Below are 24146 nucleotides of genomic sequence, written 5' to 3'. Positions count from 1 at the left end.
GGCGATCCAACCCGGCTGAGTTTGGATGGCATACCATGCCGTCGACTTCGATACGCAAGTTCGACTATGACCCGAACACCAGGGTTCTCTCGGTTTGGTTTGTAGCGAGCGGGAAGCATTACGAGTTTTTGGACGTACCTGCTGAGGCCGTTGCCGCGTTCAAAGCTGCCTTTGCCAAGGGCGTCTATTTTAACAGCCACATCCGCAATCGTTATGCATTCCGGCTCGCGGCAGGGAGGGCAGCAGCCGCATCGGGCGATTGACAGAATTTCAGATTCGAGGCGGCCCGCGCCATCGCAGGGGAGCAACTGTGCGAATTGACCAGGTTCCGAGGGCAAACGAAAAGCCGGCCGGCCGGGCCAGCGGGCGCGTATTATACTAAGCTAGGTGCTGGGCCTATTTGCCCATCATCATCGCAGTTTTGCAGAAGTTTCATGGACCTGTCGGACAGGTCTGCCACGACGCGTGACCCACGGCGACGGGTCGGCAAACAGCGCACTCCTGCGCATCCACTGGGCTTACGAAGTCGGTCGGCTGCTCTGCGATCATAGTGCCTTGTCGGAGAACCGCGCTGAGCTCCGCGCAGTCACCGGTCCTGCAATACGGCCGGATCTATGATCAAAGCGCTGAGCAGGAGCCATTCGGGGTCTACGCCTGCCGCCCGGTATTTATTGTCACAAAAAGGGGAACAACGGCAGCTCGGCCGTGTTGGGAGCACAACATGCATTTCGTCAAAGTGCTTTTGGCTGCGATCGCCATCGGTCTCATCAGCCCGGGGGCAATGGCTCAGACCGCGACGACGTCCCCGCAGGAATTTGTCAAAGCAGCTGCGAGTTCAGACATGTTCGAGATCCAGTCGAGTGAGTTGGCGCTGCGGAAATCGAAGACATCACGAGTGAAGGAATTCGCTCGCATGATGATCAAGGACCACACGAATTCTTCCAAGCGGCTCATTGCGGCGGCAAAGAAGGACGACGTCGCAGTGGCACCGGAGATGACAAGCAAGCATGCTGCCCAATTGGAAGCATTGAGCAACGACAGCAGCGGGGCGTTCGATAACGCCTACGTCGACGCCCAGGTTGCAGCGCACCAGGAAGCCCTGACGCTGATGACCTCCTATGCGGAAAACGGTCAGGAAAAACATTTGGCGGCCCATGCGAAAAAGACCGCGCCGGCTCATCCGGCAGCATTTCAAACATGCCCAGCAACTGAGCAAGAGCGGTTCTCAGGGCTGAGTGGATCTGGCCACGACGTTGGTTCTTCGCGGCGCTGTGGAGTCTGTGCCAACCCTCTGGCACTGCCTCCGCCCCCAGGGACGCTGCAACCTTCAAGCGGTCGTCGATGCAGGCTCTAAAGGGTGCGTCGCTCAGGTAGTCCGGCGTGCAAGCACCAGCGTCGTCGAATTTGCCAAACGAACAGGAGACCTGACATGCCAAAGCAAAACGAGACCTCGCATTCGAGACGAAGTGACTTCGCCAATGATGAACCCATTCGCCCGGAGGATGCCGCCGTGTTGGACAGCCCCGTGGGCCACGAAGACAGGCACGGCGCGGAGCCAGGTTTCGGGGGAGCCGACGATGTCGACCAGCCGATCGGCGCAAGGCCCCGCAGCGAAATTACCGGTCGTCATGATGAAGGGGCAGGCGCCAATGAGACGATCGACGGCTTAAGCGAAACCGAGGAACTGACCCGCAGCTACGCCGAGGACATACCAACCGGTGACAATGATGAGGAGGAGGAAGACATCCCTGTCTTCGAAAGAGGCCGAAGCAACACCGAACTCTGAGCGCGCCAGGTTGAACCCCGCACGGTGAGGAACATGACAATGAGCACATTCGGACTTCGGGTTGCGTCTTTGGGGCTCCGGGCTTTTTTGGGACTGGCGGCCTCGCTGACTTTGGGCGTCGAGGCATCTGCGCAGACAAGTCAGCCCGCGCAGCAATCCGGCGACTCGTCGCAAACAGCCAAGCAGGGTCGACTGCCGGCGCAAGGATCGTCGCCGACCGCCAAGGATGATGTCGGCGTTGACGTCTCGCTCGGCCGGCCGGAGGTGAAGCAACAGGTTGCAAGACATCTGGGAGTGGCTGAGACCGAGTTGCCACTGGCGGTGCACGTGCCGATCGCGCTCGCTTCGCAAGTCTGCGGGCAAGAGGTATTTACCGCCCGCGCCAATGTAAACCGAAGCTGCACCGCGACGAAATTCATTCCGGAAATCGCCGAGGCGGCACGCAACCATCCACAAACCTCCGCGGTACCGGAGCAGTAGCACCGAAAATGTCCGAACCCGGCGCGACGGTCGTGCCATGCTTACCCGAGGGTAGCGCTCCAACCCGGGGTAAATCAGCCAGCCCCACCGCCGTCTGTTTTTGGCGGCATGCATGATGGCGTTCGCCGCCATCTCTTAACCAATGTGAATGCTGTTGCTCCGCAGCCACGCTACGAGATCCTGTCCGAAGCGGAGGCAGGCAGATGCCACTGGAATCCCTGATCGATCAATATGTGAGCAGCCGCAAGCGGCGGGGTCTTTTGTCGATACGGCACGCTCTCGAGGCGTTGAAAGAGGCCGTTCCGGCGCTGTCGATCGGCGAAAGCCATCTTGTCAATATGATCGCCGAGCGAGCGCTCGCCTTTGGCCTCGCCATCCACTTCGATCATTCCGGCGAGAATGCCGGGTAAGACATCCACGAGCGTCTGCTGATGCTACAGGACGAGGAACTCGGTGTTCGCGTAGCTTCATTGCCTGGTGGGCGGATCTTTCCGAGGCTGCTCCCATCCGTGTTCTGGGCGGGTGGTTAAAGTCGCCGAAGCGATGCCACGGCGTGCACCGAGCCCACCCCGGCGTTGGACAAGCTCCCCCAGCTTTCGCCAGTTGGAGCTTTCGTCTACTCGCAGCAGCCCTAGCGAGGCTCGATCAGCCTCCGCGTTGGGCGGTCTCGGGTTTTGCTCCAGCGGGCGGTTCGGGTCGGCGAATTGAGGTTGAAAGGAGAAGATGATGACGGACAACAAAACCGAGCGTGATTTTCGCGACAGGAACCGGGTCTCGTCCAACGAACGCAACGAACTCTTCCATTTTGCCCAGCAGAACGGCATCACGCCTGAGCAGGTGATGGAGCTCATCAAAGCCGCCGGGAATGACCGCGCCTCGTTGCGGCTGCGAAGGAATTGAAATCAGTTTCCCGGGGCGGCTCGCTTACGGCATGAAGCCTCGCTGCCGAGGAGAACCTTGAGCCGTGGTGAGAATTTGAGTGTAGCATCATCCTGACGCACACGCGGAGCAGGTCGAGCGTGAAAGTGAAAATTGTACCCCTGCCCAACATGCGGCAAGCGCTGGAGGTTCGAGGCTGCGCAGATCGGCTATGGTCACCCCGAACCATAATCCACTCCAACCCGAGTCCTGGACGCACGGCGTGGCACCGAGCCTACTTCCTGCCGTCGTTCAATAATAATCCCGCGCCGCAGTCAGCCAGCGAGATCACCGTCGTCTGCCGGACGCGTGTCGGCTTCCAAACTGACAACGCACAGCCTTTGTAGCGACGCTTTCCAGCCACGATCACCTGCGCAGCTTTGCCGCGCTCGCTGCGCACCAATAAATTCCATCTCCTTCCCTCACACTGATCTTGTTCAGGCGGTCGTTTTGCCGCTGCGGTAGGCGCTGTCCTTCCGCTTCGATCGCGGTAGCGCCCAGTATCAACGCTGCCAGATCAAACCGCACAATCAGCACCTCAAAGCTGATCAGCAGAAGCAGCAGTGAATCAGGACCTCGTCGATCAGGGTCAAATGGCCAAGCACATATGTCTGGGCACGGTGACCGTGGCATAGCCGGCGCTGCAATGACGGCGTCGGTGCCCGTCTTGTGGAGCCGGAAAGCCCAACTTAGAAAACAGTCGGCGGTGCCGATCTCGAAGAAATTCTAGCCCGGCACGGTGAACAGGCTGGGGGCCGCATCGCGATCTAGGGTTCAGCACAACTCCGGCGGCATCGAGACGATCGACCTCAGCCCGGTCGGCGGCCCTCGGCCACGTCCATGACCAGCACGCGCAGCATGGTCAGCTGGCGCTTACCCTCCATGGCGCGCCCGTCGGCGACGGTCTGTCTCTTTCGGCTCAGGAAAACGTCACTCTGAGTTTGCTAAACGCGGTGCTGGACCGGTTACCACGCGTCAGATCTGGATCATCACCTTGCCGGCCTCGATTCTCAACGGATAGATCGCGAGCTTGACGCAGACCGGCGCGCCCTTGACCTGGCCGGTCGCAGAGCGGCCAATGTGCTTCAAGGCATTCGATGACGTCGTCGATCACCAGCCCTTCGGCTAGATGCGCCTTCTCATGGGTCCAATATCCGTCGGTGGCGAAGAGCTCGTCATCGGGCGAGCGGCAAACCGCGAGGATCGAAGCAGATGACATCCTCTTCCTCGATGTCATCGACCGCGCACGCTTCAATCCAGTCGGCCATCTCCGGCTCCCGCACCATCCGCTATGGCTATTCAGCCGCCGCCGACATATCCACCTGGTGAAATTCGCCGCGATAGGGTCTGGCTGTCGGCGGCAATTCGCGCTTGAGATAAAAATCCTCGTACCGCAGCTGCTTCAGCAGCACCGGCCAGACCTCGCGATAGGCATGCCACATCGATGGGTTCGCTACCGGCAGGTCGTGCTTGATCAGCTCGTGCAGCCTCGGCAGCGCATGATAGGGCACCATCGGGAACATGTGGTGTTCGACGTGATAATTCATGTTCCAGTAGATGAAGCGGCTGACCGGGTTCATGTAGACGGTGCGGGTGTTCAGCCGATGGTCGACCACGTTGTCGGCCAGGCCGATATGCTGCAGCAACCCTGTCAGCACCATGTGCCAGCTGCCATAGAGGCGCGGCAGGCCGATCAGCACCAGCGGCAGCAGCGACCACGTGAACAGCGTCAGCCCGACTGTCGCCGCATAGATGGCGACATGCCAGCGCGCAGCGATCACCGCCTTGTGCTGCTCCATCTCGGGGATATAGCTCTTCTCTTCATCGGACAGCTTGCCGAACGCCTGGCGCACCAGCGCCGGCAGCGAATAGCGGAAATCGAGAATACCGGTGAAGGCGAGCGCCGCCCGCAGCAGATCTGGGGGGCGCATGACGGCGATTTCGGCATCGCGGCCGACGATGATGGTATCGGTGTGATGGCGGGCATGGCTCCAGCGCCATTGCACGGGGTTGCGCATCAGCATGAAGCTTGAGATCTGGTAGACGACATCGTTCATCCAGCGCGTCCGGAACGCGGTACCGTGGCCGCATTCGTGCCAGCGCGAGTCGCTGGACGAGCCGTAAAGCACGCCATAGACGAACAGGAACGGCACCACCCACCACGTGGCCCAGAACCATACGATGCCGGCGGCCGACACCAGGATCGCGGCGACCCAGATGATCGTGTCGCGGATCGCCGGCCCGTCGGAGCGTTGCATCAACTCCTTGATCGCCTTGCGCGGGACATCGGTGTGATACCATTCGGCCGAAGCCAATCCGGTCTCAATGGCGCGCTTGGTGCTTTCACCGACCAGGCTGTAGTCGCGCTTCCTGCTTGCCGTCATCGTCATCTCCGCTTTCCCGCCTGCGCTCCGCAAGGGCCGCCTGGGGCCGGCCGGGCCGCGCCTGCTTCCGTATTCCGGCGCACTTCCCGCCCGCCGCGGCAACCGATCGTGCGTTTCAAGCCGGTCACGCCTGCAGTCTCGCAAAAGCGCCCGACGGCGCAGGGTAATCCTGTTGCGGCTGCCGGGCGATCGATCCTATCCTCGCTTCCGCTTGGGCGATCTGGCCGGCACCGTCGAGCACCCGGAACACGGCGTCATAGGAGCGGCTTTCGCCATGGTCCAGCCAGATCATCTCGCCCCGTTCGCGCGCGGCGAGATTGCCCAGAACATGATGCGTCGAAGGTTCGATTCCCAACGCATATAGGCCGGCCTGGAAGTTCTGCCACTGATAGGTGCAGGGCAGCTGATCCTTGCGGGTAACGACCTCGAAGCCGAGGCCCAGGTGGTCATTGACGACGGCCACCGGCACCTCGCCCGCCGCATCGGAGCCAAGCTCGTGCTCCCAGACCTGCTCGCTGAACCCCAGCTGCGGCGCCGGCACGGTTCGGTAGCCGACTTTCTGCGCCTCGTAGCGTTCGCCGGCGTGCGCCGCCCAGACGACATCCCGGATCGGCGCCAGGTAGCGCGAACCCTCGTCGAGCAAGGGATGGCTGACATTGACGTGATAGAAATACATATGCGGCGTGCGGCTGAAACCGTGATTGACGACGCGGTCCGACAGGCGGATCTCGCTGCCGCCGACATCGGCCTCGATGCGGCGCAGCAAATGGAGATCCTCGCCGAACACGGTTGCCTGCTGGACGATGCCTTCCGCCCACAGCACGCAGCGGTCGCCGTCCCAGGCCTCGCCGTAGCCGGTCAGCCGCGCCGGCACGGTGCCGATGCGGCCATGCAGCGAGTGCAATACCCGCTTGCGCCCGGGATAATTGTAGCTTTCGGCCGGCACGTCTTGCCGGCCCAGTATATGATCGAGGCCGCAGGTGACGAGCAGCCCCGAGAACGACCGGCCAAAGGCGAAACCGTCCTCCCCTTCATGCTCGTGCAGTCCGGGGTGGCGAAAGCCGCTCGGCGAATGCCAGCCGATCGCCTGGCCCCGGAAGTCGCAATCGGCGATATCAAGCGCCCGGTCGACCAGCGCCGTGAAGCGCAGGCCGGAGCCGGTGCGGAACTCGAGCATCCGGATGCCGCGCTCCACGCCGTCGCCGAGCGTCATAAGCCGCACACCGGCAAACTGCGACAGCATGCCGGACCGCTCGGCCACCTGCCTTCGCGACAGCGTCTTGCCGTAAAGCTCTACCATGCGACGTCCTTCACTTTGCCCGCCTCCTTGAGCAAGGCCGACATGTCGGCGCCGGTGATGATGCTTTCCACCGTCAACAGGTCGGTGTCGGCGACCGTCTGTTCCGCGACGATTTCGCCGCGGCGCATGACGATGATGCGGTCGGCGACCTGGAACACGTGGTGGATGTTGTGGGTGATGAGCAGCACCGAGTGGCCGGCGTCGCGCACCTCCTTGACGAAGCGCAGCACGCCGTGGGTTTCCTCGACGCCAAGATTGTTGGTCGGCTCGTCGAGTATGATCACCTTGGCGGCGAACTGCATGGCGCGCGAGATCGCGATCGATTGCCGCTCACCGCCCGAGAGCGTGCTCACCAGTGCATCGGCATCGAGCTTTTTCGAAATGCCGACCCGCTTCAGCAGCGCCGAGGCGGCGTTGCGAAGCTTGGCGAGATCGAGCGGCGCGAACACGCCGAGCCAGCCGAAATTGACCGGCTCCCGGCCCAGGAAAAGATTGCGCGCGATGCTGAGGTCCGGCGCGAGCGATGTGTCCTGATGGATGGTCTCGATGCCGAGGTCCATCGCGTCGCGCGTCGAGCGGATCGATGCCTTCTCGCCGCGCACGAAGATGTCGCCGTGGTCGGCCGGGAAGACGCCGGAGATCGCTTTGATCAGCGTTGACTTGCCGGCGCCATTGTCGCCGAGCAGGGCAACCACCTCGCCTTCGTTGAGGGTGAACGAGGCGTTCTTCAGCGCACGCACGTTGCCGAAGGACTTTTGCAGGTCTTGCAGACGCAGCACTTCCATCGTCAGCTCCTTGCGGCGTTCTTCTGCAGCAAAGCGTGCAGGATGAGCATGGCGAGGATGATGACGCCGACGAAGATGTTGTATGCCAAGCCCGGCACGCCGATCAGCACGATGCCGTTGCGGATGGCGCGCAGCATCAGCGCGCCGACGATGGTGCCGAGGATGGTGCCGCGCCCGCCGGTGAGCGCCGTGCCGCCGACCACCACCATGGCGATCACTTCGAGTTCGTAGCCGGTGCCGGCCACCGGCGAGGCGGCCGAAATCCGGAACGCGCTGATCATGCCGGCCAGCCCGGCCACCACCGAGGTCAGGATGAACAGCCAGATCTTGACCGCGTCGGCCGGCACGCCGCGCGCCACCGCTGCGTTGCGGTTGCTGCCGATGGCGCTGATCCAGTTGCCGAGCTTGGCGTAGCGCAGGATGTAAATCGCCAGCAGCGACAGGCCGATGAACCACCAGAGCGAGGTGTAGAACCGGAACGAGCCTACATTGAAGCTGCCGGCAAGCAGCGTGACGAAGAAGCCGGGCTGGTCCCACGACTTCAGGGGGAATCCCTGCGTGATGTAGAGCGCCGCGCCGCGCACGACGAGCAGCATCGACAGCGTGACCAGGAACGAGGAAATGCCGATCTTGGTGACGATCAGCCCGTTGATGGCGCCGATCGCGATGCACAGCACAAGCCCGGCCAGGAGGGCGACGCCGATGTCGATACCGCCATTCTGCACCAGCAGCATCACCACGACGGGCGCAAGGCCGAACACGGCGCCGACCGACAGATCGAACTCGCCCGCCGTCAGCAGCAGCGTCATGCCGAGAGCGATGATGCCGAGCTCGGGCAGGAACGCCATCATGTTGGATATGTTGAGCGGCGACAGGAAGTTGCCGTCGGCGATGGCGAAAACCACGAGCAGCACGATGAGGATGATGAGCGAGGAGAATTGCGGCGAACGCAGCAGCGCAGACCTGCCCTTCGCTCGCTGCGTGTCGTCGTCTGCTGTGATTGCCATATCTGTCAGGACCATGCGTTTCGTCCGGCGCCCGCCATTTCGGGGCGGGCGCCGATTGTCGTCACTTGTTGTAGAGTTTCAGGATCGGCTCGACGCTCGAGGCGTCGTAGAGGCTGAATGTGTGAATGTCGTAGCCGACCGGCTCGCCAGAGGCCGCAAGCCCGAGCAGCGCCACCGGCATGAAGCCCTGCGCCGACGGGTACTGCCAGGCCGCAGCATTGACGAAGCCGGACTTGACCGCCTCGGCCGTCTCCTTTGAGTTGCCCCAGCCGACGACCGGGACCTTGCCGGCCGACACACCGGCCCCGTCGAAGACGCGTTTGATGCTTGCTGCCACGGAATCGCCCAGTGCAATGATTGCCGGCGGATTGTTGGCGACCATGTAGTCGGTCATCTTGGCGATGATGCCGGCCGGGTCGGTGCCGCAATCGACCACGTCGTACTTGATGCCGAGCGGATCGAAGACGCTGGCGATGCCCTCGGTCTCGAGCTGCTGGTAGCTGGCGCCCGGCACTTCGACCGGCAGGAACACCTTGTCGCCCTGCTTCACCATCTTGTGGTCGACGAGATACTTGGCCCAGATGACGCCCGCTTCCCTGAGGTCGGCCCCGACATAGGCCTGCCGCCCGGTCGCCGGATCATCGGTGTTGAAGAACACGATCGGTATGCCGGCGGCCTTGGCGGCCTTCACCTCCTCCGTCCACAGGCCGGGCTGAGCCGAGGTGGTAGCGATGCCGTCCGGCTTGGCGGCGAGCGCCGAGTTGAAAGCCTCCTTCTGCGCCGCCATGTCGCCGCCGCTGAACGAGATCTTGCAGGTCACCTTGAGCTGGTCGCAGGCCTTGGTCGCGCCGGCATTCCAGTCGATCCAGAACGCGTCCGAAGGGCCACCATGCGACAGCAGATAGAAGGTCTTCTGGCCGTCCTGCGCGAATGCCGGCAGGCTCAAGGAGACCCCGGCTACCAGCGTTGCCGCGGCAGCCACTTTCAATGCGAATTTCAACATTCATTCCTCCCTTGGTTGGAGTTGCGCCGCCATGCGCCGGCGGCGCAACCGGCGCTCACAGCCCGTTGGCGCGGAACTTCCCGTCGAGGAATTTCTTCGCGCGCGGCACGTCGTCTTCCGAGAGATGCTCGATGATGACCGGGATGTTTGGGTGCTTTTCCGCCAGCCGCTGGAGATAGAGATCGTAATTCAGCGAGCCCAGCCCGGGCGCCGGCAGCTCGATCTCGCCGACGCCGCGGAACGTGTGGCTCTCCATCGCATCCTCGTCGCCGATGTCGGCATGCTTTTCCGACTTGTCGCTGCCCGAACGCTTGACGTCCTTGGCATGCGCGATCTTGATCTTGTCGGTCAGCGTATCGAACACCTGGTTCAGGATCTGGTCCATCCGGTCGNAGCGTATCGAACACCTGGTTCAGGATCTGTCCATCCGGTCGATGTTGTGGGTTTCGAAATAGTTGGTCGGATCCATCAGCAGGCCGAGGCCCGGATGGTCGACCTGGGCGAACATCTTCACCGTCTCCTCGACCGAACCGACGACATTGTTGACATAGGTTTCGAGCAGGAACACCGCCCCATGGTCGTAAGCCGTCTGGGCAAGCTCCGAGATCACCTTGCGGCATTCCTCGAATCCTTCCTCGGTCTTGTTCTTGGGGTGATGCACCCAGTCGGATTCGGTGTTGTAGGTGCCGGTCTCCGAGATCACGTAGGGCGAGCCGAAGGCGCNGTGATGCACCCAGTCGGATTCGGTGTTGTAGGTGCCGGTCTCCGAGATCACGTAGGGCGAGCCGAAGGCGCGCGCATTGCGGATGATTTCCTTGAGATAGCCGACGCGCTTGTCGCGCTCGACTTTATCGGGGTGGATAATGTTGGTGTAGCCCGACACGCAGCAGATCGGCAGGTTGTTGTCGCGGAAGACGTCGCGCACCTGCTTGGCCTTTTCCTCAGTGATCTGCCCGGCCGACAGATCGATATCCCTGAAATGCAGGTCGAGCTGCACCGTGTTGAAACCGAGCCCGCGGATCTTCTTTGCCGTCTCTTCGAGCCCGTACGGGAAATAGCCCGTGAAAATACCTGCCTGCATCATGATGTGAACTCCTCCCTGTAAGCGATTCAGTTGGCTGATTTTATCGAGATTTCGGAAAGCTTGACGGTGCGGCCCTCGTCGATCGAGCGATAGCCGGCTTCGACCAGCGCCATCGTCTTGACGTTGTCGGCCACCGATAATGCCGGCGGCGCGCCTGTCTTCACCGCATGCTGCAATTGCTCCATCACGCCGATGAAGGCATGCGGGAACCACATCGTGTCCCAGCTCGGGCTGACNCCTCCTGGCGCGGTCCGGACCAGACATCCTCCAGCGACACGGCGAGCACGCCGGAGGGAAAGCGCAGCGTCGAGACGGTGATGCCGTCGCTATGCTCGAATGTCGTGCGCGGGTCCTTGCGTGTCAGGGTGGTGATTTCCGAGGGATCGCCGAACAGGAAGCGCAGCACGTCGAGATGGTGCACGCTCATATTGGCCAGCGTCAGCCGGTCGTAGTCTTGAAGGAAGGTCTGCCAGTGCGGGATCGCATGCATGTCGATCTGCGCAAAGACGATGTCGCCCAGCGCGCCGCGGTCGATGATCTGCTTCAGCACGCGCATCGACTGGTCGTAGCGCATGTTCTGGTTGACCGAGAGGATCTTGCCGGACTTTGCGGCTTCGTCGCGCAGTTTCACGGCTTCATCGACCGACAGCGCCAGCGGCTTCTGCGCCAGGATCGCCTTGATGTGAGGCTGCTTCAGCGCATGGCGGATCAATGCCGGCTGCTGGTCGGGCGGAAACGCCAGGTCGACGATCTCGACCTCGGAATCCTCGATCAGCTGTTCCGGTGTGTCGTGGACGGTCGGAATGCTCCAGCGTGCAGCTACCTTCTCGGCACTGGCCTTGGTGCGCGAAGCGATGGCGACGACTGGGAAACCGGCCTGCGCATAGGCGGCAAGATGGCATTCGGCCNCTGGCCTTGGTGCGCGAAGCGATGGCGACGACTGGGAAACCGGCCTGCGCATAGGCGGCAAGATGGCATTCGGCCATGATCATGCCGGCGCCGATGCAGCCGATACGGTATTCTTTCGTGCGGACCTTCACGTCCGGCTCGAAGCCTTCGCTCGCCATGTCTTCCTCCCGCAATTCTGTTTTCGCAGCCGCGATCATCTCGCCAACGCGCCTCCGTCCTGCCCGAAATAATGCACCCGGGCCGGCTCGCAGGATATCGCTACCACCGCATCCGGCCTGATGTCGGGCTGGCCGCGCAGCAGCGCCTTCAGCCGCGCCTCTCCGGCGGCGAGCGTTACCACCGTGTAGCCGCCAAGGGGCTCGACCTCGAATACGCGCGCCGGGCGGCCAGCGCCCCCTTCGACCCAGGGCCCGACCTTGATGTCCTCCGGCCTGAGCCCGATTTCGATCGCGTCGGCCGGAGCAGCGCGATCGTCGATGCTGACCGTGCCTTCGGCGGCCTCGAGGCCATCTTCGCCGCGAACGGATTTGAGGATGTTCATCATCGGCGAACCAAGCAGTCGCGCCACATAGGTGTTCGCCGGGCGGTCGTAGATCTCGGACGGGGCGCCGATCTGTCGGATCCTGCCATTCTCCAGAATCGCGATGCGGTCGGCGATCGACATCGCCTCTTCCTGGTCATGGGTGACGTAGATCAGCGTCTTGCCGAGTTCGCGCTGGATGCGCTTGAGCTCGACGCGCGTTTCCTCGCGCAGCCGCGCATCGAGCGCAGAGATCGGGTCGTCCATCAGATAGGCGTTCGGGTCGCGCACCAGGGCGCGGGCTATCGCCACGCGTTGCCGCTCGCCACCGGAAAGCTGCGCCGGCGGCTTGTGCAGAATATGGCCGATGTGGAGCTTGGCGGCCACATCGGCGACACGCGTTTCGATCTGGGCCTCGGCGACCTTGCGCTCGACCAGCGGGAAACGCACATTTTCGCGCGCGCTCATATGCGGGAACAGCGCCAGGTTCTGGAACACCATGGCGACATTGCGCTCGGCCGGCGAGACGGTGTTGACCGGTTTGCCGCCGATCAGGATCTCTCCGGCGTCAGGCGTCTCCAGCCCGAGCACCAGGCGCAGGATTGTCGATTTGCCCGCCAGCGGCGGCCCGAAGAAGCAGAAGAATTCGTTGTCATTGACGGTGAACGAGGCGTCGTCGACGGCGAGCGTCGTGCCGTAACGCTTGCTGACATTGCGAAAGACGATATCGGCCATGTCAACCTGCCTTCATCGCAATGCCGCTGCGGGCATCGAAGACACGCACGGACGATGCCACGGGGGCGACGACGGCAAGCTCGCCGATCGACAGTCCGACAGCATTGTCGAACACCGCCTTCACGGCGGTCTCGCCATCGCCGAGATGGACGATGGTCCTCGCGCCGATCCGCTCGACGAAGCTCACCGGCATGGCGAGGCCCTGCCCGCTCTGCACCAGCGACACCTGTTCGGGCCGGAAGCCGTAAAGCACCTCAGAGCGCGATCCGCGCAAGGTGGCGGCCAGCGCATCCGGCAGCGTCGGCGTGACCCCCAGTGGCCCGAGATCGACCACCAGGCCCCGGTCGCTCTCCGCCGGCCTTCCCTTCAGCAGGTTCATGCCCGGAGCGCCGATGAAGCGGGCGACGAAGACATTGGCTGGATTGTTGTAGACTTCCAGGGGCGTTCCCACCTGCTGCAGCACGCCGTGATCCATGACGGCAATGCGGTCGGCCATGGTCATGGCCTCGAGCTGGTCATGGGTGACGTAGACCATCGTCTGCCTGAACTGGCGCTGCAGCTGCTTGAGCTCGGTCCGCATTACCGCCCGGAAGGCGGCGTCTACATTGGACAGCGGCTCGTCGAGCAGGAAGATCGCCGGCTCCATGATCGCCGAGCGTCCGATTGCCACCCGCTGCAGGATGTTGACCGAGAGCCGGTCGGCCTTGCGGTCGAGCAGCGGCGTCAACTGCAGCAGCTCGGCGACGGCGCCGACGCGGCGGTCGATCTCGGCTGTCGCCGCACCGCGCATCCGCGGCCCGTAGGCAAGGTTCTGGCGCACCGTCATGTGGGTGAAGATGGCGTAGTTCTGGAAAACGAAGCCGACGCCGCGGCGGCCCATGGGCACGCCGGCCATGTCGCGCTCGCCAAACAGGATCTTGCCGCTGGTCGGCTCTTCCATGCCGGCGATCATGTTCATCGTCGTCGACTTGCCGCAGCCCGAAGGCCCGAGCAGCGCCATGAACTCGCCATCGGCGATGTCGAGGTCCATGGTCTTCAGCGCCGTGAACTCGCCAAAGGTCTTGACCAGGTTGCGCAGCTGGATCGCGCTCATGCCGGCACCAGCCTTGCGCGCGCCATGCGCTTCATGGCGAATACGGCAACGATCGAAAGCACGACCAGGATGGCCAGCGCGATCGCCGCCACATAGCCCCAGATCAGGTCCTGCGTCGTGACCTTGTAGATGTAGACGGAGATCGTCTCCGTGGCGACGCCGGGGCCGCCGCCGGTCATGATGTAGAGCGTGTCGAAGATCTTGAAGTTCTCGATGACGCGGATCGCCAGCGCGATGATGACGATCGTCTTCATCTTCGGCAGCACGATGGTGACGAAGCGCTGCCACGGGTTGGCGCCGAGCAGGGTCGCCGCCTTGATCTGGTCCTGCGGCACGCCGACCAGGCCGGCAAGCAGGATCAGGAACATCAGCGGCGTCCACTGCCAGATATCGGCGATGATCACCGCGATCAGCGCCAGTGTGGGGTCAGACAGCCAGGCGATGGTGACGCGGGAACCGCTGAGTGCCGACAGGATGTCGTTCAGCGGCCCGCCCGACTGGAACAGCATGAAGAACATGTAGCCGGCCACCGCCGGAACCACCATCATCGGCATCAGCAGGATCGAATAGAAGACCCGCTTGCCCGGAAAATCGTCCGCGAACAGCGTCGCCAATGCCAGGCCAAGCAGGAATTCGACGGGCACGCACACGACCATGACGATGGCCGTGCGCCTCAGCGCGCTCCAGAAGCGCGCATCGGCGGCAAGGTCGGTNGGGCACGCACACGACCATGACGATGGCCGTGCGCCTCAGCGCGCTCCAGAAGCGCGCATCGGCGGCAAGGTCGGTGTAGTTGGCGAAGCTGTTCCACATCTCCCATGCGTTCCACCAGCCGAGGCCGGAGAGCGGCGACCAGTCGGTGACGCTGATGTAGAGCTGCATCAGCAGCGGGAAGACGGAGATGAAGAGCACCAAAACCTGCGCCGGCAGCGTCAGCCGGAATCCCAGCCGCGCTCCCTCGTCCCGCAGCGCGGGCTTGCCAAGCGCGGCCTTTGCGTCCTTTGAGACAGTCACGGTCACCGCGCTCATTGCTTGAGCGCGCCGAACGTCAGTCCGCGCACCAGATGGCGCTGGATGGCGATGCCCATGATGACCGGCGGCACCGCGGCGATAAGACCGAGCGCGGCCTTGGCGCCATAGAGCTGCCCGGTCATCGAGGAGGACAGCGAGGCCATGTAGACCGGGATCGTCACCCATTCACGCGTCGTCAGCAGCAGCGCGATCAGATAGTCCGACCAGTTGAGGATGAAGACGAAGAGGGCGGCGCTGGCCAGCGGTGCGCGCATCATCGGCAGCGTGATGCGCGTGAAGACGCGCAGCCGCGAACAACCTTCGACAAGCGCCGCTTCCTCGATCTCGCGCGGCATGTCGTCGAAGAAGGTCTTCATGAGCCAGAAAGCGAACGGCAGGGTGACGATGCCGTAGATCAGGGCCAGGCCAAACCAGCTGTCGGTGAAGTTCAGGAAGGCCCACATGATCATGACCGGGATCATCACCGCCATTGGCGGAAACAGCCTGAGCTGGATCAGCGCCAGCGGCAGGTTCTGGCCGGAGCCGAAACGCGACAGCCCGTAGGCCGCAGCCGTGCCCGCCGACATTGCGATCGCCGTGCCGAACACCGAAGACAGCAGCGACGACAGGATCGGCTTCAGCGCGGTGCGGTCGAGCGCCACGATCAGATTGTTGTTGGACTCGCCGAAGACGAACTGGAAATTGCCGAGCGTCGGGTTCTTCGGCCACCATGTCAGGTCGGCGCCGGTCGCCGACCATTCGGCGATCGGCTTGAAGGCCATCGACACCATCCACAGGATCGGTACCAGCGTCACCGCCATCGCCGCGAAGATCGCGGCGTAGCGGAATATCTCGAAGGGGACGGAACGGTTCATCTGGCTGCTTTGCTGGTGGCGTTGACTGCGGCGGGGAGGAACAGATGCTCCTCCCCTCCAGCGCTGATCCAGGGAGACGGATCAGCTGATCGGGTCGAGAACCGTCGGCCAGGCCTCCTTGTTCGTCCTGATGGCTTCGAGCAATTTGTCCTCGCCGATGCGGCGGGCGATCTTCTTCCACTCCGCTTCCGTGTCGGCCATCGCCTGTTCCGCTGTCTTGGCCTTGGTCAGCGACGCCATCAGATTTTCGTCCAATGCGTTGTGGAAGGCGGTGGCGCCGGGATAGTTGATCGTCGGCACCGTGCGGGCGACGGTCTCGCGCACCACGTCGATGTGGTAGGCGTGGTAGGTCTGGCGCACCAGCGGATCGGAGAAATCCGAGAGCCGGAACGGATCGAGATAGCCGCCCGGATTGGCGCTCATCCAGGCATAGATGCGGGCGGAGCCCAGCCACTGCAGCAAAAGGTAGGCGACCTCCTGGTTTTTCGACTGCGACGAGACCATGCCGGTCAGCGAGAACCACAGCACGGAACGGCTGATCAGCTTGCCGTCGACTTCGCGGCCGGGCGGCAGCATCGAGCCGATCTTGCCGGTGACGGCAGAATCCTTGTTGCCGGCATTGTCGAGGAATTTCGGCAGGTTCGAGAAGGCGCAGGTCATCGCCGCGCCGCCCTTGGCGAAATTTCCATACTGCTCCGGCCAGCCCCAGGAGATCGCGTCCGGCGAGTGATGAACCAGCGAGCCGACATATTCGTTGGTGGCGGCAATGCCGTGCTCGGAATTGATCAGCGGCTTGCCGTCGTCGCCGAACAGGAACTGGTTGGGCGATGCCATCGAGACATAGCGCTGATACCAGTTGGTGTAGCCCCAGCCCTGGTTGCGCAGGTCGGTGGAGCCGAACAGGCCCTTGTCGGGCCGCTGGAAGAAGCCCGCGATGTCACTGTGCTGCTTCCAGGTCTTCGGCGGCGCCAGATCGTAGCCGAATTTGTCCTTGAACGCCTTCTGCTCGGCAGCGTCGCCGAACAGGTCGGTGCGGTAGACCCAGGTCTGGAAGTCGCCGTCCAGCGACACGCCATAGTTGGACCCGCGATATTTGTTGAGCAGCGACACGCCCTTGGCGCCGTCGACATAGCCGGTCTTGGGATCGTCCCATTCGGGCTTGTACTGGGCGACGAAGTCGTCGAGCTTGGCGATGCCGCCGGTCTCGGCAAGGTCGCCGAGGCGGTTCCATTCCGTCGAGTAGATGTCATAGGCCCCACCCTTGGTGGAGATGTCCTGCATCGTCTTGGTGAATTCCTGGCCGTTCGGCAGGCCGACGATCTCGATCTGGATGCCGGTTTCCTTTTCCCACAGCTCCTTGATCGACGGCGCACCCGCAGGGAAAGGCTGTGTGAGTTGGCCAATCGAGCCATCCGACAGGCCAAGCACGATCTTGGCCGGTGCCTTGCCAGCTCCCTTCAAGGCCTTGGCCGCCTCAACGGCACGGGCTTCCGGCGTGTCGGCGCCATATTGATAGCGCTCGGCGCCCTCGAAACCGGTGGGACCGCCTACCATGCCTGGCGCCAGCGCGTCGGCCGCAACGGCACGGCCGGGACGGATGAATTGCGGTGCGATACCGGCCGCAGCCACGAACGCCGCCGCCTTCCCTCCGGACGCCAACAAGCCGCGTCGCGATATGCGGATCAAATCAGACATTGGAATTCCTCCCTCAGGGCCGATGTTTCCTCCACGAGCCCGTTGAGGGATATTGACGGCAGCACCGGAAGGCTGTCAACATCATAAATACTCAAAATACATCGTAACACCGCAACCGCGGAGAAAATACGTCATGCAAAGGTCGACACACGGGCTCAATGCCTCGATTTGATGGGAAATCTGCCTTTCTGGCACGCGACTATCACGCCGGGCGACGCGATTTAGCCCAACCTCCTTGCGCATCGGCTAAGGCTCGATACATCATTTCCCATCAGAATCGCTGATGGCTGGCAGCTGTGGCCGTCGGACGGGCTAGCGGCATTGTGCGATTTGATGCATTGAGGAGATGAAGACGGTGCGTTCCACCTTGACTGACATAGCCCGGGAAGCCGGCGTTTCCGCCGCCACCGTCGACCGCGTGCTGAACAACAGGCCCGGTGTGCGGGCGCGCACGCGTGAGATCGTGCTCGAAATGGCGCAGCGCCTCGGCTACATCGCGGAAGGCCCGAACGGAGCGCCGCCCAGGCCCTCACCTGGAGAGGTCATCCGTCTCGACTTCGCCCTGCCGGCCGGCACCAATTCCTTCATCAAGATGCTGCATCGACACATCGAGGCGCAGGCCCTAGCGCGCCCCGATCTTGACGTCCACATCGCCACCATAGAGGGCTTCAACCCCGACCGGCTCGCCCGCCTGCTGCAAGAATTGCGTGGACAGACACAAGGCGTCGGCGTGATCGCGCTCGATCATCCAACGGTGCGCGAGGCGATCCGCTCGCTGTCAGCCAATGACGTCAAGGTGGTGACCATCGCCTCCGACATCCTGCATGTTCCGAGAGTGGCCTATATCGGCATCGACAACCGCGCCGCGGGGCGGCTGGCCGGCTATCTGCTCAACCGCTTCATGGGATCCGAACGCCCAAGCAAGGTGGCGCTGTTCGCCGGTTCGCTGTCCTACCGCGGCCATGAGGAACGCGAGATGGGATTCCGGCACATCTTGACCGAGGAGTCGCCCAACCTCAAGATCGTCGAGATGCGCGAAATGCTGGATGACCGAGAGAAGGCTTATTCGGAAGCATCAGCGCTTCTGGACCGGCACCCCGATCTTGCCGCGATCTACAATGTCGGCGCCGGCAACACCGGCATCGCTCGGGCGCTCAAGGAGCGTGGACGCGCCAAAGACATTCTCTTTCTCGGCCACGAGGTGACAGACGGCACCAAGGAACTTTTGTTGGATGGGACGCTCGATGCGGTCATAGATCAAAATCCGCGCGTCGAGGCGCGGGAAGCGCTCAACATTTTAAGCCACTCTGTCAGGCACCTGAACTATGAACCGCATCAACCACGACTTCAGGTGATCTTCAAAGAGAATATACCTGAAATCTGATCAATGGATCCGTGATCGTATCGCAAAGCACAGCGTTGGCGTCGCCACCGGTCCCAAATACGAACGAGAGCCCGAATGATCTCGTCAAAGCCGCCGATCTGGCACTATTCCGTGCGAAGTCGGAGGGCCGAGATCGGGTCGTGGTTGATGGTGCATGAGAAGGCCGTCGCCCGTTGCAACTCGGTCAGCCTTTCCGAACCTAAAAAGACCAAGTCCACTCATAGCACCGAAGTCGCGAACGATTGGGGCGAAGAGGGTTCTGGATGTCGGCACGAAGCCGACGAATGGCATACGCCCGTCCGTCCGCGACGATCACCTGAGGCATCGCCCCGGCCCCAGGCGCACGAGCAGATATGTCGCAGGCAACCTCGTGTGTTATACACGCACGCTGACTTTTTGGGTCGGACACGAGATCGATGGACCAGGAAACGCTTCTTGCCGCAGTCCTCTTAGCTGATGTCGTGGGCAGCACGCCACTCTATGAGCGGATCGGAGACGATGCCGCTCTACAGCAGGTCTCGGATTGCCTGGACACGATGCGCGAGATCGTCGCCAAACACGGTGGTGATTTCATTTACTCGAAGGGCGATGACATACTCAGCCTCTTCGAGAGCCCGGAAATGGCGCTGACGGCCGTCTGCCAAATCAGCCACCAACTGACTAAAGGTCCGTTAAGCGCCCGTATCGGATTGCATTTCGGGGCGGTCATTCGCGCGCGGGGCGCGATATTCGGTGACGTTGTCAATGTCACCGCAAGGTTGTCCACCACGGCGAACCCCGGAGAGGTGCTGATCAGCCAGAGCTTCTGCGAAGCCCTTTCCCCGAGAAGCCGCAAGGGCCTGCGGCTCCTCGACAAAATGGCCTTGAAGGGGAAGCAAGAGTTCTTCGATGTCTATACCCTGTGGAGCGACGATGGGGGCCCCGGTACGCAGATCACCAGCCATGGCGCCACTACAGATAGACGCTCGGTCCTGCCGCGGCAGATTCATCTGGTCATCCGCTACAGAGATCAGCTGCGATCCTGTCGAAACGGCGAATCCGTGACAGTCGGCAGATCGGCGGAATGCGATATCATCGTCGAGCGGCCCTGGGTATCGAGGCGCCACGCCGCCTTCACCATATTGAATGGCAGAGCTCGGCTTCTCGAACGAAGCTCTTCGGGCACATTTGTGTCCATGGGACTGGGCCATGAAGTATTCGTACGCCGTGAAGATATTATCCTCTTCGGCTGCGGCGTCATCTCGCCTGGAGTGAAGTCGGCACTCGACGAAGCCCAGCTTCTTCACTACGAAATTGTCTCGGATTGACCCGGCCCGGCTACTAGCTCGACCGGTTTCGAAGTGGTTCGCTGCGCCCTCAATGTCGCGCCGTACTCTTTGACAGCCATTGGAATCGACCGTTCACAAATGTGCCAAGGCCAATCCAGGAACGTCTGCTCTCGAAGTTGGACTGCGAAGAGCTGACCTCCGTTTCCCTCGCTGAGTTCGACGGAGCCGCGGGCCGGTGCATCTCCCTCGCAGCATGCGGAGTTCTATCTGCTCCTAAGCCACATTCGGCAGGTGGATGGCTTCGGCAGCAAGCTGGCCCGCTCGATCGATGACGCGCTAGGTCTTGCCGCGAAAAGGCCGGTGCGTGGGAATTGTGCTGGACTGTCGGCCAGACAATGAGCTGGCGACGGGAGCGGCCGGCTGAAGCGGGATGCCCGGACCAATTCCCTGCCCTGTGTCGCCTTGATATCCCCAGGTGCTGAAGGTCAGCACCGGCTGTTGCAGCCCGGGGTCGACGAACGCTTCATCAGACCATTTGCGCCGCAATAGCTCCTCGAACACCTGCGAAGGCTCGCGATTGGGCTACCGTCACGAAAATTGGCCCAGAAGCGCAGACCACTGACATATCGCGGCGTCGAGATGGAGCTCGATACCACCGTCTTTGCAGCACCGGGGAAAATTCCTCTTGGGCCGATCGAGTTCAAGTTGGTGCGCCACATGGCTCGAGAATCCTGAAAGGTGATCAGCCGTGATGAATTCATCGCAGCTGGCTGGTCGCAGAAAGCCAGTGTGAGCGCCCAGGTGGTCGACGTTCACATGAGCCAGTCGCGAAAGTTGTTGAAGCAGTCGTCGCAGAGTTGCCATTCGCACCCTGCGGCTTGCCGGCTATTCTCTCGAAGACACTGCGGGCTGACGATCTCGGCGATTGGGTTCAGAAAGGTCGCTGCGTGAGGCCGCATGGGGACCGACCCAATGGGAAAGGTCTTGGCAGCTAGGGGACTTAACGCCACCGACATTGCAGCCGGGCGCTGCTCTAATCGAGAGAAAATCTGGGCGTATAGAACAAGCGACATGAGCGTGTCGGATTGTTTGCATTCAAACGACCTTTGCGACGTTATCCGTGCCTTCGCCTTGCTGGTGCCGGAGGAAATCATGACGTCGCCCGACAATTCGGTCGAACTCGTTCGCGACAAGAAGTGGACGGTCCGCATCACCGCCTACGGCAGCACCCTGACGTTTCCGTTCGAAGCAGAAAGCTATGCACGTTCTTATGCCGATGGTCAGGCATTCCGTCTCGGCGTTCAGGTGGCGGAACTGAAGCGATGCGGCTGACACTTTGTCGACGCGTTGGCGGATAGCCTGCATCGCGATCGGAACGAATAGGTCGCTGATTGCAGCCTCGCGATTTTTCCATCAAATCCCGCCTGCAATCTTGACAACAACTCGGCAAAATCCCTCGCCGACTAGTGTTGTCATATGAGCTGGAGCTTTCCTCGCCGCCGGTGGTAGGCGGGATACGCTGCCGGGACAGCCCTCTTTTCGCATAGACGCGAACCTTGTGCTTTTCCGTCTCAAGGCTGATTGGCGGCTGGATGCGCGCGCCGTCTTTCATATTCTGCCATCAGCCCGCGCGGAGCGTGGAATCAACGGCGGGGAAGCGGATGATGTTTCCTGTTTGCGCTCGCGTAGCGCAAGAAACGCTGCGAAGAGCATGATAGCCATGCCGATGATGTCGATCAGGCTAACCTCCTCGCCGTAGGTGATGATGCCAAGCACGACGGCAATGACGGGTGAGACGAAGGCAAATGCTCCGGCGCGCGAGGCGCCGATTTCGTGCAGGAGCCGGATAAATAGAGTGTAGCCTATGAACGAACCAAACAGCACGAGGAACAGCCACCCGACCCAGGCCGGCCAGCCCCAATTGCCTTTTAGAGCCGCGGTCGCGCCTGGCTCCACAACGAGTGAGATGAGAATTAGGAATGCGCCCCCGAAAAGGGTGGTGAAGCCGGCGATGAAGTCCGATGAATATACCTCAAGAAGCGGCCGCGCGAGCACCGAACCCCATGCATAGATTAAAGCTGCCGACGCCACCGCTGCCATCGCCAGCAGCCGGACCCCCCTGCCCTGCTGGTCTGCGTGTGTCCAACTAGCATAGGCTTCGGGCCCGAACAGGACGCACAGACCGGCCGCGCCGAGCAAAATCGCAAAGAGCCTGCGGCCGTCATAGCGTTCGTTCCCCAGAAGCAACGCAAACCCAAGCAGCGTGACGGGGGTCAGCGAAAGCTCAAGAACAGCCGCGGTGCCCGTATCGACGTAGAGCATGCCCCAAAAGAGTGGGCCATAGCAAAGCGGAATCATGAACAACGTAACAACGAAAAGACGCGGCCAACTCCTTTTCGCCACCCGTGGTAGAGCAGCGCCCCTTAGGCGCGTCGCGCTGAGGATCAGCAAGCCGGCTACTGTAAAACGCGTGCCTGCGAACATCAGAGGCGGCACGGTGGCGATCCCTGCCTTGATACCGATCCACGTGGTGCCCCAGATCACACATAAAACAAGAAATGTCGCTGTGTTGCGGTTCATCGGAAGCAGCCTTCGCTGGGCGTTGTTGGTTCGTCGTAACGGCCAAAAGACGTTTATTTCGTTACAACGGCCTCTTGCCAATACGGTTCCGCCAACCGATGTTTCCGGGATGGATGGTGCGAAGACTATCGTCGACATGCGCATGGTTGGCGGTCACCCCTGCTTGGACTTCGTCAACACGGTCGACGCGCGACGCGATGTGTGGGGGCCAGACCTCTTGCAGACCTATGCCGACCTGGTCGTCTGGGCTGGACGTGCCGATTTGATCGACGTCGATGAGGCGCGAGCACTGCTCGCGGAGGCTCCCGCCCGCCCGCTCCTTGCGGAGGCGGCATTGGAAAAGGCCAAGATTTTGCGCGAGGCCGTTTACGCGGCTCTCCAGGCCGAGGCGGCAGGCGCCCGGGTGCCGGACGATGCCTTGCAAATCGTGCGCGATGCAGTCGCCCTAGCCCTGCCGAAGCGCTCGCTTTTCCCGTCCGGCGACCGCCTCGCTTGGCAGTGGACCGACGCAGCCAGTCTGAACACGATCGGCCACCGCGTGGCCTTTGAGACAGCCGAGTTTTTGGTGTCCAGGAATGACCGCCGCCGCGTGCGCGAGTGCACCGGGCCGAACTGCGGTTGGCTTTTCATCGACACCTCGCGTGGCGGGCGCAGACGGTGGTGCTCGGATGAGAGCTGCGGCACACGCAGCCGGGTAAGGCGCTTCAGGGCAAAAGCCGCAGGGAACATGGCTCCCGACAGCAAGAATTAGTATCTGACGCCAGGCCTGGATGACCAACGCAGCATAGTTGGCTTCACGCTATCACTGTCGCTGTTTGTCCAACGAAGCTGGTCTCGCGAGCGACTGTGGCCAAGAGTGTGGAGAACACAGCCGGCGCGGCAAGCCATCATCGCGTTCCAGAGCGGGTTGCTTCGGGGCCGCCTACCTCGCCACGCTTCGATCGGTCGATCTGCTCAAACTTGACGGGAACTCCGGTAGCGTTACGGCGTTTTTCTCAGTCCGAAACAAACAAGGATAGGTGCCATGGACTGGAACCGTGTCGAAGGCAATTGGAAGCAGGTAAAGGGCAAGGTCAAGGAACAGTGGGGCAAACTCACAGACGATGATCTGGACCGTATTGCCGGTAACCGCGATCAGTTGGAAGGCAAGATTCAGGAGCGCTACGGCATTGAGAAGGACCGCGCTCGGCGCGACATCGATGACTGGTATGGCCGGCAAGGCTGGTAGGTCGCCGGTTNACGGCATTGAGAAGGACCGCGCTCGGCGCGACATCGATGACTGGTATGGCCGGCAAGGCTGGTAGGTCGCCGGTTCCAAACTGAACTTGA

23 protein-coding genes and 3 pseudogenes are annotated in these 24146 nt (G+C 62.0%); 11 read left to right on the top strand and 15 right to left on the bottom strand.

Annotated elements, in window-relative coordinates; translation table 11 throughout:
* The first annotated feature begins 35 nt into the window (after nucleotides 1-35).
* The 6 genes from X757_RS145200 (at nucleotide 36) to X757_RS1000000166775 (ending at nucleotide 3166) form a co-directional block, all read left to right on the top strand.
* Nucleotides 36-263 carry a KTSC domain-containing protein gene (locus tag X757_RS145200; RefSeq protein ID WP_023673160.1) on the top strand — a complete coding sequence of 76 codons (228 nt, stop codon included), beginning with the start codon at nucleotides 36-38 and terminating at the stop codon, nucleotides 261-263.
* 458 nt (nucleotides 264-721) lie between these two features.
* Nucleotides 722-1354 (top strand): DUF4142 domain-containing protein, encoded by a 633-nt coding sequence (locus tag X757_RS09795; RefSeq protein ID WP_023673161.1) that lies wholly within the window; start codon nucleotides 722-724, stop codon nucleotides 1352-1354.
* Nucleotides 1355-1429: 75 nt separating this feature from the next.
* Entirely contained in the window at nucleotides 1430-1786 is a 357-nt protein-coding gene (locus X757_RS145205; RefSeq protein ID WP_023685250.1) for a hypothetical protein, read from the top strand.
* 39 nt (nucleotides 1787-1825) lie between these two features.
* The gene (locus X757_RS145210) at nucleotides 1826-2266 is read left to right on the top strand and encodes a hypothetical protein (RefSeq protein ID WP_023707404.1); all 441 of its coding nucleotides are present in this window, start codon (nucleotides 1826-1828) and stop codon (nucleotides 2264-2266) included.
* A gap of 203 nt (nucleotides 2267-2469) precedes the next feature.
* A complete protein-coding gene (locus tag X757_RS145215; protein ID WP_023673164.1) occupies nucleotides 2470-2676 on the top strand; it encodes a hypothetical protein in 207 nt (68 codons plus the stop codon).
* A 316-nt stretch (nucleotides 2677-2992) separates the two neighbouring features.
* Complete coding sequence (locus tag X757_RS1000000166775) at nucleotides 2993-3166, top strand: DUF3606 domain-containing protein (RefSeq protein ID WP_023700486.1); 174 nt, start codon at nucleotides 2993-2995, stop codon at nucleotides 3164-3166.
* A gap of 253 nt (nucleotides 3167-3419) precedes the next feature.
* Here the strand turns inward: X757_RS1000000166775 and X757_RS1000000168040 are convergent, their stop codons facing one another.
* The 14 genes and pseudogenes from X757_RS1000000168040 to X757_RS145260 form a co-directional block, all read right to left on the bottom strand.
* The gene (locus X757_RS1000000168040) at nucleotides 3420-3587 is read right to left on the bottom strand and encodes a hypothetical protein (protein WP_155927361.1); all 168 of its coding nucleotides are present in this window, start codon (nucleotides 3585-3587) and stop codon (nucleotides 3420-3422) included.
* 572 nt (nucleotides 3588-4159) lie between these two features.
* Nucleotides 4160-4452, bottom strand: a pseudogene (locus tag X757_RS01000000165010) (Rieske 2Fe-2S domain-containing protein).
* Between the two features lie 27 nt (nucleotides 4453-4479).
* Complete coding sequence (locus X757_RS145220; RefSeq protein ID WP_023700488.1) at nucleotides 4480-5574, bottom strand: fatty acid desaturase family protein; 1095 nt, start codon at nucleotides 5572-5574, stop codon at nucleotides 4480-4482.
* 118 nt (nucleotides 5575-5692) lie between these two features.
* Entirely contained in the window at nucleotides 5693-6868 is a 1176-nt protein-coding gene (locus X757_RS145225) for an aldose 1-epimerase family protein (RefSeq protein WP_023673170.1), read from the bottom strand.
* The gene (locus X757_RS145230) at nucleotides 6862-7659 is read right to left on the bottom strand and encodes an ATP-binding cassette domain-containing protein (protein WP_023689425.1); all 798 of its coding nucleotides are present in this window, start codon (nucleotides 7657-7659) and stop codon (nucleotides 6862-6864) included. The genes X757_RS145225 and X757_RS145230 overlap by 7 nt, the downstream gene beginning before the upstream one ends.
* On the bottom strand, nucleotides 7656-8660 hold the full coding sequence (locus X757_RS145235) for an ABC transporter permease (RefSeq protein ID WP_050586906.1): 1005 nt from the start codon (nucleotides 8658-8660) through the stop codon (nucleotides 7656-7658). Before X757_RS145235 ends, X757_RS145230 begins: the two co-directional genes overlap by 4 nt.
* Nucleotides 8661-8721: 61 nt before the next feature.
* Nucleotides 8722-9663, bottom strand: coding sequence for a substrate-binding domain-containing protein (locus X757_RS145240; RefSeq protein WP_023673173.1), 942 nt, complete (start codon nucleotides 9661-9663; stop codon nucleotides 8722-8724).
* A gap of 55 nt (nucleotides 9664-9718) precedes the next feature.
* Nucleotides 9719-10747 (bottom strand): annotated as a pseudogene (locus X757_RS01000000165005) (sugar phosphate isomerase/epimerase family protein).
* Nucleotides 10748-10773: 26 nt separating this feature from the next.
* Nucleotides 10774-11814 (bottom strand): annotated as a pseudogene (locus tag X757_RS01000000165000) (Gfo/Idh/MocA family protein).
* 35 nt (nucleotides 11815-11849) lie between these two features.
* Nucleotides 11850-12911, bottom strand: a complete 1062-nt coding sequence (locus X757_RS145245) for an ABC transporter ATP-binding protein (RefSeq protein WP_023700491.1) — start codon at nucleotides 12909-12911, stop codon at nucleotides 11850-11852.
* Nucleotide 12912: 1 nt separating this feature from the next.
* Nucleotides 12913-14004 carry an ABC transporter ATP-binding protein gene (locus X757_RS145250; RefSeq protein WP_023669476.1) on the bottom strand — a complete coding sequence of 364 codons (1092 nt, stop codon included), beginning with the start codon at nucleotides 14002-14004 and terminating at the stop codon, nucleotides 12913-12915.
* Nucleotides 14001-14648, bottom strand: a complete 648-nt coding sequence (locus X757_RS1000000169740) for a carbohydrate ABC transporter permease (RefSeq protein WP_373432846.1) — start codon at nucleotides 14646-14648, stop codon at nucleotides 14001-14003. The genes X757_RS145250 and X757_RS1000000169740 overlap by 4 nt, the downstream gene beginning before the upstream one ends.
* 381 nt (nucleotides 14649-15029) lie before the next feature.
* On the bottom strand, nucleotides 15030-15890 hold the full coding sequence (locus tag X757_RS145255) for a carbohydrate ABC transporter permease (RefSeq protein ID WP_023700494.1): 861 nt from the start codon (nucleotides 15888-15890) through the stop codon (nucleotides 15030-15032).
* An 81-nt stretch (nucleotides 15891-15971) separates the two neighbouring features.
* Complete coding sequence (locus X757_RS145260) at nucleotides 15972-17585, bottom strand: extracellular solute-binding protein (protein WP_023700495.1); 1614 nt, start codon at nucleotides 17583-17585, stop codon at nucleotides 15972-15974.
* A 355-nt stretch (nucleotides 17586-17940) separates the two neighbouring features.
* Between X757_RS145260 and X757_RS145265 the strand changes: the two genes are divergently transcribed.
* From X757_RS145265 to X757_RS145280, 3 genes are all read left to right on the top strand, one after another.
* Nucleotides 17941-18969, top strand: a complete 1029-nt coding sequence (locus X757_RS145265; RefSeq protein WP_023669472.1) for a LacI family DNA-binding transcriptional regulator — start codon at nucleotides 17941-17943, stop codon at nucleotides 18967-18969.
* Between the two features lie 416 nt (nucleotides 18970-19385).
* The gene (locus X757_RS145270; protein ID WP_023669471.1) at nucleotides 19386-20276 is read left to right on the top strand and encodes an adenylate/guanylate cyclase domain-containing protein; all 891 of its coding nucleotides are present in this window, start codon (nucleotides 19386-19388) and stop codon (nucleotides 20274-20276) included.
* Between the two features lie 1032 nt (nucleotides 20277-21308).
* Nucleotides 21309-21569 (top strand): hypothetical protein, encoded by a 261-nt coding sequence (locus X757_RS145280; protein ID WP_245260004.1) that lies wholly within the window; start codon nucleotides 21309-21311, stop codon nucleotides 21567-21569.
* A gap of 276 nt (nucleotides 21570-21845) precedes the next feature.
* Here the strand turns inward: X757_RS145280 and X757_RS145285 are convergent, their stop codons facing one another.
* A complete protein-coding gene (locus tag X757_RS145285; protein WP_023700498.1) occupies nucleotides 21846-22817 on the bottom strand; it encodes a DMT family transporter in 972 nt (323 codons plus the stop codon).
* On the opposite strand from X757_RS145285, the gene X757_RS1000000169030 reads away from it, so the two are divergent.
* Nucleotides 22804-23568, top strand: coding sequence for an ABATE domain-containing protein (locus tag X757_RS1000000169030; RefSeq protein ID WP_155929636.1), 765 nt, complete (start codon nucleotides 22804-22806; stop codon nucleotides 23566-23568). The genes X757_RS145285 and X757_RS1000000169030 overlap by 14 nt on opposite strands.
* Nucleotides 23569-23841: 273 nt before the next feature.
* Nucleotides 23842-24045 (top strand): CsbD family protein, encoded by a 204-nt coding sequence (locus tag X757_RS145295; RefSeq protein WP_023669466.1) that lies wholly within the window; start codon nucleotides 23842-23844, stop codon nucleotides 24043-24045.
* Nucleotides 24046-24146 lie beyond the last annotated feature (101 nt).

Origin of the sequence: Mesorhizobium sp. LSHC412B00 (genome assembly GCF_000503035.1) — a bacterium.
Classification (GTDB): Bacteria; Pseudomonadota; Alphaproteobacteria; order Rhizobiales; family Rhizobiaceae; genus Mesorhizobium.
This window is presented reverse-complemented; position numbering and strand designations above follow the sequence as displayed.